Consider the following 9,139-nt stretch of genomic DNA (forward strand, 5'->3'; position numbering starts at 1 on the left):
TGTCCACGGAACTCGCCTCATGATAGTCATGAATCTGACTAATCACGTTCATGACTATCGCTCTCAAGGAGAAGCCGTGACCACCGCCGACCGTTTCCGTGCCGCCGTCGACAGTCGTGACCTCACCGCCCTGGACGGCCTGTTCACCGAGGACGTCCGCCTCTACAGCCCCGTGAAGTTCACGCCGTTCGAGGGCAGGGCGATGGTGCTGGGCCTCTTCGGGGTGCTCCTGCGCACCTTCGAGGACTTCCGCTACGTCGGAGACTTCGCCGGCACCGCGGAGACCAGCGCCGACGGCGATACGGCCCCGGCGACGGTCCTGCTCTTCCGGGCCACCGTGAACGGCAAGCAGATCCACGGCATCGACCTGCTGCATTTCGACCACGACGGACGGATCAAGGAGTTCACTGTGATGGTCCGCCCGCAGTCCGCAGTGCAGGCTCTGGGCGAAGCGGTACTCGCCGGCCTGGTCGCCGACGGCCTCCTCCCGGCCCCGGCCGATCAGTAGCGCCGGTCACCGGATATCTGAAGCAGGAGTCCGAGCAGGAGTCCGAACAGCAAATCCGAGCAGGAATCCGAGCAGGAATCCGGCGTACCGGGCGTCGGGGATCCGCGCATCGAGGGGGCGGGTGACCGGTTCCCGCGCCGCCCTGGTCGTGGTCGTGCCCGCGCCGAAGGTCCCGGTCGGCCGGACGGTCAGCCGAGGACGAGCGGGAGTTTCGCGGCCAGTTCGCCCAGTTCGCCCAGTTCGGCCTTCTCCGCGTCGGTCGGGGCCCGCCGTCCGGTGCCGACCAGCAACGCGTCCGTGACGGAGAACGACGCGGGGAACGCGGCGCGGGCGGTCTTCTCCAGCATCTCGCGGGTCCGGGCGAGCGCATACGCGTGGGTGGAGGTGAGCCCAGCCCGTGATCGAGGAGCCCGGCAGCGACTGCCCGAGCGCCGCCGCCGTACCCTCTCCCCCCGGCGGCGACCGGGCCACGCCCGCCCGCACTGAAGGGGTCCGGGCCGAGATGGCGAGCAGTGATCGACGGGCTTAGCCTGATCGAAAGTCATCCATTGCACCGTTTTGTACGGCAGAAGGGTGAGTGATGTGAGCGCTTCCCGTGACGAAGCGGGGCGGCTGGAGCCGCGCGTGGGCCCCGTCCCCGAAGGGGAGCCGGAATCTCATCCGTATCACCACCCCACCGCCGGCTGGGGTGCGGCCAAGAGCGTGAGCCGGTTCATGGTGCGGGAGGGGGTCCTCGCCGACGGGCCGCGGGCGATTCTGCGGATGAACCACGAGAACGGCGGTTTCGACTGTCCGGGCTGCGCGTGGCCCGACGACAACAAGGGCCTGCACCTCGATATCTGCGAGAACGGGATCAAGCACGTCACCTGGGAGATGACCCGCAAACGGGTCGGGCGTGAGTTCTTCGCCGCCCACTCGGTGACCGAGCTGTCCGGGTGGAGCGACTACGCGCTGGAGAACCAGGGCCGGCTGACCGAACCGATGGTCTACGACCCCGGTACGGACCACTACGTCCCCATCAGCTGGAAGGACGCCTTCGCGCTCGTCGGGCGCACCCTGCGCGAGCTGGACTCCCCGGACCAGGCGTCGTTCTACACCTCCGGCCGGCTCGGCAACGAGGCGACCTTCCTCTACCAGCTCATGGCGAGGGAACTGGGCACGAACAACCTGCCCGACTGCTCCAACATGTGCCACGAGGCCAGCGGCCGCGCCCTCCGGGCGTCGCTGGGCACGGGCAAGGGAACCGTCGACCTCAAGGACTGGGAGGCGACCGACGCGCTGTTCCTCCTCGGTGTCAACGCCGCCTCCAACGCGCCCCGGATGCTCACGGCCCTCGCGGCGGCGTACCGGCGTGGCGCCCAGGTCGTACACATCAACCCCCTGGTCGAGGCGGCCGCCACCCGGACGATCATCCCGCACGACTTCCGGTCCATGGCCACCTGCCACTCGACCCCGACCAGCACGCTCAACCTCCAGCCGCGCATCGGCGGCGACCTGGCGCTGCTGCGCGGTATGGCCAAGGCGATCCTGGAGCAGGCCACATCCGATCCCAAGGCGCTGGACCGGGAGTTCATCGACCGGCACACCACCGGTTTCGAGAAGTACCGCGCGCTGTGCGAGGCCACGCCCTGGGCGGAGATCGAGAAGCAGACCGAGATCAGCCGCCCCGACATCCTCAAGGCGGCGCGCATCTACCGCGAGGCCGACCGCTCCATCGTCAGCTGGTGCCTGGGCATCTCGCAGCACGAGCACGGTGTCGACACCGTCCGGGAGATCGTCAACCTCCTGTTGCTGCGGGGGAACCTGGGACGGGAGGGGGCGGGCCCTTCCCCGGTGCGCGGCCACAGCAATGTCCAGGGCAACCGCACCTGCGGTATCGACCACCGCCCCGGCCCGGAGTTCCTCGACCGCCTCGCGGAGGTCTGCGAGATCGAGCCGCCCCGGGAGCACGGCCTGGACACGGTGGGCACCATCCAGGCGATGCACCGCGGTGAGGTGAAGGTGTTCGTCGGCATGGGCGGCAACTTCGCCCTCGCCGCGCCCGACACCCCGTACACCCACGAGGCGCTGCGGAACTGCGATCTCACCGTCCAGGTGAGTACCAAGCTGAACCGCAGCCACCTCGTCCACGGCCGCCGGGCCCTCATCCTGCCGTGCCTCGGCCGTACCGAGAAGGACCGTCAGCGCGCGGGCGTCCAGAGCACCTCCGTCGAGGACTCGATGAGCATGGTCCACCTCTCCGTCGGTATGCGGCGTCCCGCCTCCCCGCACCTGCTCTCCGAGCCGGCCGTCATCGCCGGTATGGCCCGCGCGGCCCTCCCCGACAGCGCCACCCCCTGGCAGTGGTACATCGAGGACTACGACCGCATCCGCGACACGATGGCCCAAGTCCTGGACGGATTCGAGGACTTCAACCGGCGGGTACGGCTGCCCCTCGGCTTCCGGATCAAGCAGCCCGCGCGGGAACTGGTCTTCCGCACCCCGTCCGGCCGCGCCGAATTCTCCACGGCCCCACTGCCCGACGTCGTACCCGCACCGGGGACGCTGGCGCTGGGCACCCTGCGCTCCCACGACCAGTGGAACACCACCATCTACTCCGACAACGACCGCTACCGCGGCATCAGGAGACTGCGCACGCTCGTCTTCATGAACCAGGACGATATGCGCGAACGCGGGCTCTCGAAGTTCGACCCCGTCGACATCACCAGCACCGCCAAGGACGGCACCCGGCGCCACCTCAACGGCTATCTGGCCGTTCCGCACGACATCCCCCGTGGCTGTGCGGCCGGCTATATGCCCGAGATGAACGTCCTGTGCGCGATCGGCGACTACAGCACCCAGAGCGACCAGCCGATCATGAAACATGTGAAGGTCACCATCCACCCCGCCGCCTGACCGGGGGAGCGAGGGCCTGACGGAGCGCGAGGGCCGGACGAGCCGCGGCGGATGCTCAGGGGCCCGCATGGCGGAGCAGGTTCTCCAGGACCGTGGTGATGTCGGTGCGCCGTGCGGTCTCCAGCGGGGCGCGGACCATGCCGCGCACACCGGACATCGCCGACCGCCCTCGGGCGCCCACTTGCGGCGGCGGGCGACGCCGCGGCCGGCGGCACCGCGCTCTCCGTCGGCACGGTTCGCGACCACGGCGCCGGCAAGCCGGTCGCCCGCCTGGACCGCAGCGCCCGCCCCGGTGCCGAGCGCGAGGTGTGCCGGGGGCGGCGCGGATCGTCGCCGGCCTTCCGGTACGAGTGGGCCGTCGCCTGTCGGGTGACCTGCGGTAGCCGTCCCCCGCCGATCGCCCCGCGCCTGACGCGCGGCACCGTGCCCGGACTGCGCACAGCCCCGCCCGCCGATACCCTGACCCCAACCCGTATATCCGTTTCGCCCCTATTGTTCCCGGGAGTCACGTGGCCACCACGCAGCCCGTCGTCGTGCCTCCCCCGAAGGCAGCCGTGTTCCTGGTGGTCACCCTGGCCCCCGGCGGTGAGGCCGTTGCGCGGGAGGCGCTCGAAGAGCTCGCGGGGCTGATCCGCTCCGTGGGATTCCGTGCCCCCGACGCGGCACTCACCGGCGTCGCCGGGATCGGGGCGGCGGCCTGGCCTCGCCTCTTCGACGGCCCGCCGCCCCACGACCTCCACCCCTTCCAGCCGCTGGCCGGACCCCGCCATCGCGCACCGGCCACACCGGGCGATCTCCTGTTCCACGTGCGCGCCCGGCGGACGGACCTCTGCTTCGAGCTGTCCCGGCTGATCGTGGAGCGGCTGGGCGACGCCGTGACCGTCGTCGACGAGGTGCACGGCTTCCGGTATTTCGACGAGCGTGACCTGATGGGATTCGTCGACGGCAGCGAGAACCCGCGGGGCGGGGCGGCGGTCGAGGCCGTGTTCGTGGGCGACGAGGACGCGGACTTCCGGGGCGGCAGCTATGTGATCGTGCAGAAGTACGTGCACGACATGGCGGCCTGGCAGTCGATCAGCGTCGAGGAGCAGGAACGGGTCATCGGACGCAGCAAGTCGGCCAATGTGGAGATGCCCGACGGCGTCAAGCCGGCGAACTCGCATGTCGCGCTCAACACGATCGCCGACGACGAAGGCGTCGAGCGGAAGATCGTGCGCGAGAACATGCCGTTCGGGACCATCGGCCGCGGCGAGTTCGGCACCTACTTCATCGGCTACGCCCGTACGCCCGCCGTGACCGAGCGGATGCTCGACAACATGTTCCTCGGCGACCCGCCGGGCAACACGGACCGCATCCTCGACTTCTCCACGGCCGTGACCGGCGGTCTCTTCTTCGTGCCGAGCGCCGACTTCCTCGACTCCCTTCCCGACCCGCCCGCCGCCGCTCGTTCCGGTGCCGTCCCCTCGGAGGGCTCCCTCGGCATCGGCGGCATGAAAGGAGCGTGAGCGCCATGACGACCCCTGCCGCCACGAACAACCTGCATCGTGAACTCGCCCCCGTCACCCAGGCGGCCTGGGCGCAGATCGAGGAGGAGGCCGGCCGCACCTTCCGGCGCCATGTCGCGGGCCGCCGGGTCGTCGACGTCCCCGAACCGGCGGGCCCGGCCCTCGCCGCCGTCGGCACCGGCCACCGCACGGAGATCGCGTCGCCCGCCCCCGGGGTGACGGCCTGCCTGCGGGAGGCGAAACCGCTCGTCGAACTGCGGGTGCCGTTCTCCGTCAGCAGGGCCGCCGTGGACGATGTCACGCGCGGCTCGAACGACTCCGACTGGCAGCCCGTGAAGGACGCGGCGCGCACCATGGCGTTCGCCGAGGACCGGGCGATCTTCGACGGATACGCGGCGGCAGGCATCGACGGACTACGGGACCGGACGTCGAACCCGGTGCTGAGCCTCCCCGCCGAGCCACGCGACTACCCCGACGCGATCAGTCGCGCCGTGACCTCGCTGCGGCTCGCCGGAGTCGACGGTCCGTACGCGCTGCTCCTGGGCGCCGACGAGTACCGGGCGGTGAGCGAGACCTCCGACCACGGCTACCCGATCGCGGCGCACCTGGCCCGGATGCTGGACGGTGCACCGATCTGGGCGCCGGCGCTGAGCGGCGCCTTCGTCCTGTCCACCCGCGGCGGCGACTTCGAACTCCGCCTCGGCCAGGACGTGGCCATCGGCTACACCTCCCACAACGCGAGCAGCATCGACCTGTACTTCCAGGAGACGCTGACCTTCCTGACGGACACGGACGAGGCCGTCGTCGTACTGAAGCACTGAGCAGGCGCCATGCGGGGGATGCCGCTCGGGTGCGGGGCGGTCCCGCCGTCAGAAGTAGCCGCGGACGATCTCGACGGCAGAGGTAGTCGTGACGACTTGCCGTTATAGGCAGTCATGGACGGCTTCGGGCTGCCCCAGGGTCAGGTCGGTGAGAGGCGGCCGATCGAGACGATCTCCGGACGGGGAGGCCGGCCGGGGGTGGTGCCGGAGCGTGCTCGGACAGCTGGAGCCGGTCTGGTCTGGTCCGGTCCGGTCCGGCCCGGCCCGGTTCGGTCCGGCTCGGTCCGGTCCGGTTCAGGCGCCCTTGACGGTCAGATCGGTGATCCGGACCCGCACGAGTCCGCAGCTGCGCGGCGCCCGTCGTAGCCGGGCAGTTTCTTCAGGAGGTTGCCGGGCCCCGAGGTGCGGTCGAGCCGGCCGAAGAACTCCCTCTCCAGCTCCAGTCGCCTGCCGCTCCGGCACGGCTTCGACGGGGAGCCGGCCGCCCGCGAGCGCCGTCGTCAGACCGTCCCTTACCGTCACACGGCCCGGCGAGCCGGCGTCGGTCCCGGCGGCGACCCCGGCCACGTTCTCCTCGTCGTACGGGTGGGCCGCCTCTCCCGCCCGCTGCGACGTGCCGTGGACGCGGACCTCGCCACCAGGTGGCGAACCTCAGGGCGGTCCCGCGTCCCGGAGTGCCCGCGCCGACGACGGCGACCGGCCGGTTCCCGACGTCGGCGGGAGGGGCGAAAGCCATGCGGTTCCCGCTTCCGGGGAGGCCGCGGCAGCGACCTGGCACCGCCGTGTTCCGCTCAGCGGCTTCGGCCGGGACGCGTCGCGGCGGCCACCACCGCTACTCCGGTGGCGGGACCGTCATCCGCGCGGCCCGTCGTCCGGGGGAGCGCCGCCGGCCCCGAGGGACAGGACGACGGCGGTGGTGCCGCCCTCGGGCGTCTCGTAGGTCACCGTGTCGCCGGCGCGGCGCCCGAGCAGCGCACGCCCGAGCGGGCTGTCGGCGGTCACCAGGGTCCGGTCCGGTTCCTCGACGATCTCGCCGATCCGGACGGTCACCTCCGCGCCGTCCGCGAAGCGCACGGTGACGGTACTGCCCACGCCCACCATGTCCGTGGGCGGCGGACCCGCGACGGACGCCTCGCGGATCCGCCCCTCGATCTCGGCGATGCGGCTGTCCAGCCGCGCGACCTCCGAGGCGCGCTGCAACGTGTCGGCCTCGTCGGCCCGGTCGCCCACCGGGTCCTGGCTCCGCAGGGTCGCGGCCACCGGCCCCCGTTCGGCGCGCAGCTCGGCGAGCTCCTGCCGAAGCGCCCGAAGGGCGTCGACGCTGATGGGCTCGGGACCCTCGGTCATGCCTGCTCCCGTGCTACCGGTGGAACGATCAAGACATCTACGTACGAGGCATCTCAATTAGCGCATCACCTACCGAACCCGGCAAATCATCGAACCCGACACATCAGCAGGCCGGGGGAGCGCACCAACAGGCCGATGGCACGAGCCGAAGCAGCGCGGCGTCCTCACATCCTTCTGCTCATGTCCATGCCCGTGCGGGCATGGACATGGATGGACAGCAACGTGGACCGGCTCCGGCGACATCCCCGCCCCCGTACTGCCACCCGCCCAGCCTCACGAAGATCACCTATCCGTCACGGCACATGCCTCCCGTCCCGGTGCGCCCGGGACCGCGCCGTCCACCGGGCGGCGGCGGCCCTCGAAAGAAGCGACTTGAGGACCGGCTCGGCATGTGTCCACAGCAGCGCGCCGCCGATCCCCGGTACGACGCGGTGACGGGCGCCGGGCATACGGGTGGCGAGCGATGCCCCGTTGTCGGGTGAGTGGCTGGTGTCCAGCTCGCCGTACCAGATGTCGACCGGAACCGTGATCTCGTCGAGGGCGAACGGCCACCGCCTCATGGCCAGGACCGTATCGCGGGCGTAGCCGGCCGAGCCCTGCGCAAAGCCGTCGGCCAGCGCCCGGCGGTAGGCGACCGCGAAATCAGGATCCTCATACACCGCGAGGTCACACTCCGGGCTCCCGGCCATGACCATGTCCCACATCGCCTCCGCGCTGAACCCCGCGAAGAACTCCTCGGCGCCTTCCGGGTCGCGCGCGGTCCGCTCGACGAGGCCACGCAGATCCGCCGCCAGAGCGGAAGCGAACTCCGGCGCGGCGACCTCGTCCGCGCCGGAGACGACAGCCAGCGCGGAGGTGACGCCCGCCGCGGCGCAGGCGAGCGCGAACGGCGCACCTTGCGAGTTTCCGACCATGGCCGGGCGCCCCAGCCCCCGCAGCGCACCGAGCTGACGAATATCACCGGCGAAGTCGGAGAACGTCCGGCCGGGTGCGGGTGTGGAGACACCGAGCCCCGGGCGGTCCACGGAGACAAGACGCACGCCGAGCGCCTCAACCACGCCCGCGCCGAAGCCGAGCCGCCGGCTCGTGGCCGCACCCGGGCAGCACAGCACCGGCACCCCGTCCGGCGGCCCCCACTCGGCCCAGCCGAGCAACCGCCCATCGGACAGCCGGCTCTCACCGGTCCGGGCAGGATCGTCGACGTACACGTTCATGACCGACATCATGACCACGGACGGAACACTCCGCACCGCACTTTCACCACGGCTCCGCACCGGGCCAACGCCGCCTGACCCGGCACCGCCGCGGTCTCCGCGCCTGCGTGGTGCCCCCAAGGCACCGACGACACCGCCGTCCACGAACTCTCCCCGGTGACCCGAGGAGGGGCCGCACGCGAAGCCCGGCCGGGCCAGCGGCGCGGGAGCGGCCCACCCCCGCCCCGGCCCAGGACGTTCAGAGCCTGTGACGCCGCTTGAACATGAGGTACAGGTTGACGCGGACAACCGCCATCAACCCTCTGGCCCCGTGCGGAACGGCTCCTGTGGCGTCCCAGGCGGTGCCCTCGTCCGCCTGCTCCAGCTCTTCCGACGGGGCTGCCGAGATCGTCGAGGCGCTGTCGGCCGCAGCGGCGGCGCTCGGCGCCCCTCCTGGACAGCGGCGAAACCGTCAGCGGAGTGGGAGGACAGCACCCACGCTCGACGCGTCCGTCACAGCCCCCCTCGCAGGCGGCATGCCGCCGCGAGTGTGCTGACCCGGGACAGATCACCGGAATACACCTGCCTTGTGGGCGTCCCGGTGACCAGATGGTCCGACGCCCCAGCGGTGCGGGGTAGCTCGAACCACTGCGGACGTGCCCCCAAGTCGCGCCCCCCAGTCGTGCGGCACTCATAGGATCGTGTAAGTTCTTCGAGTTGCCGCGGAACCGTCAGGTTCCACAGTGGCCATCCCGCCGCTTCAGCGGCACACCACTACTGCACGGTCCCTCAACGGGAAGAATTCCGGCATGCCGGAATTCGGACCGGGACTCGATTATGAGCCGCCGAGGAATTCCGCTAAAGTAGTGA

6 protein-coding genes and 1 pseudogene are annotated in these 9,139 nt (G+C 71.0%); 4 read left to right on the forward strand and 3 right to left on the reverse strand.

Annotated features, from left to right (window positions below):
- The first annotated feature begins 28 nt into the window (after nucleotides 1-28).
- Nucleotides 29-508, forward strand: a complete 480-nt coding sequence (locus ACLJWH_RS40730; protein ID WP_411146872.1) for a nuclear transport factor 2 family protein — start codon at nucleotides 29-31, stop codon at nucleotides 506-508.
- Between the two features lie 188 nt (nucleotides 509-696).
- On the opposite strand, the pseudogene ACLJWH_RS40735 reads toward ACLJWH_RS40730, so the two are convergent.
- Nucleotides 697-882, reverse strand: a pseudogene (locus ACLJWH_RS40735) (maleylpyruvate isomerase); the annotation flags it as partial.
- 208 nt (nucleotides 883-1,090) lie between these two features.
- Between ACLJWH_RS40735 and ACLJWH_RS40740 the strand changes: the two are divergent.
- The 3 genes from ACLJWH_RS40740 to ACLJWH_RS40750 all read left to right on the forward strand — a co-directional run bounded on the left by ACLJWH_RS40740 (nucleotide 1,091) and on the right by ACLJWH_RS40750 (nucleotide 5,729).
- Nucleotides 1,091-3,403, forward strand: coding sequence for an FdhF/YdeP family oxidoreductase (locus tag ACLJWH_RS40740; protein ID WP_411146873.1), 2,313 nt, complete (start codon nucleotides 1,091-1,093; stop codon nucleotides 3,401-3,403).
- A gap of 509 nt (nucleotides 3,404-3,912) precedes the next feature.
- Nucleotides 3,913-4,908 (forward strand): Dyp-type peroxidase, encoded by a 996-nt coding sequence (locus tag ACLJWH_RS40745; protein ID WP_411146874.1) that lies wholly within the window; start codon nucleotides 3,913-3,915, stop codon nucleotides 4,906-4,908.
- A gap of 5 nt (nucleotides 4,909-4,913) precedes the next feature.
- Nucleotides 4,914-5,729: a family 1 encapsulin nanocompartment shell protein gene (locus ACLJWH_RS40750; RefSeq protein ID WP_411146875.1), complete on the forward strand. Its 816-nt coding sequence runs from the start codon at nucleotides 4,914-4,916 to the stop codon at nucleotides 5,727-5,729.
- Between the two features lie 852 nt (nucleotides 5,730-6,581).
- Here the strand turns inward: ACLJWH_RS40750 and ACLJWH_RS40755 are convergent.
- On the reverse strand, nucleotides 6,582-7,076 hold the full coding sequence (locus ACLJWH_RS40755) for a GreA/GreB family elongation factor (protein WP_411146876.1): 495 nt from the start codon (nucleotides 7,074-7,076) through the stop codon (nucleotides 6,582-6,584).
- Nucleotides 7,077-7,369: 293 nt separating this feature from the next.
- On the reverse strand, nucleotides 7,370-8,290 hold the full coding sequence (locus tag ACLJWH_RS40760) for an alpha/beta fold hydrolase (protein WP_411146877.1): 921 nt from the start codon (nucleotides 8,288-8,290) through the stop codon (nucleotides 7,370-7,372).
- Between the last annotated feature and the right edge of the window lie 849 nt (nucleotides 8,291-9,139).

It is taken from the genome of Streptomyces sp. x-80 (assembly GCF_046549095.1).
In the GTDB taxonomy this organism is placed as follows: Bacteria; Actinomycetota; Actinomycetes; order Streptomycetales; family Streptomycetaceae; genus Streptomyces; species Streptomyces celluloflavus.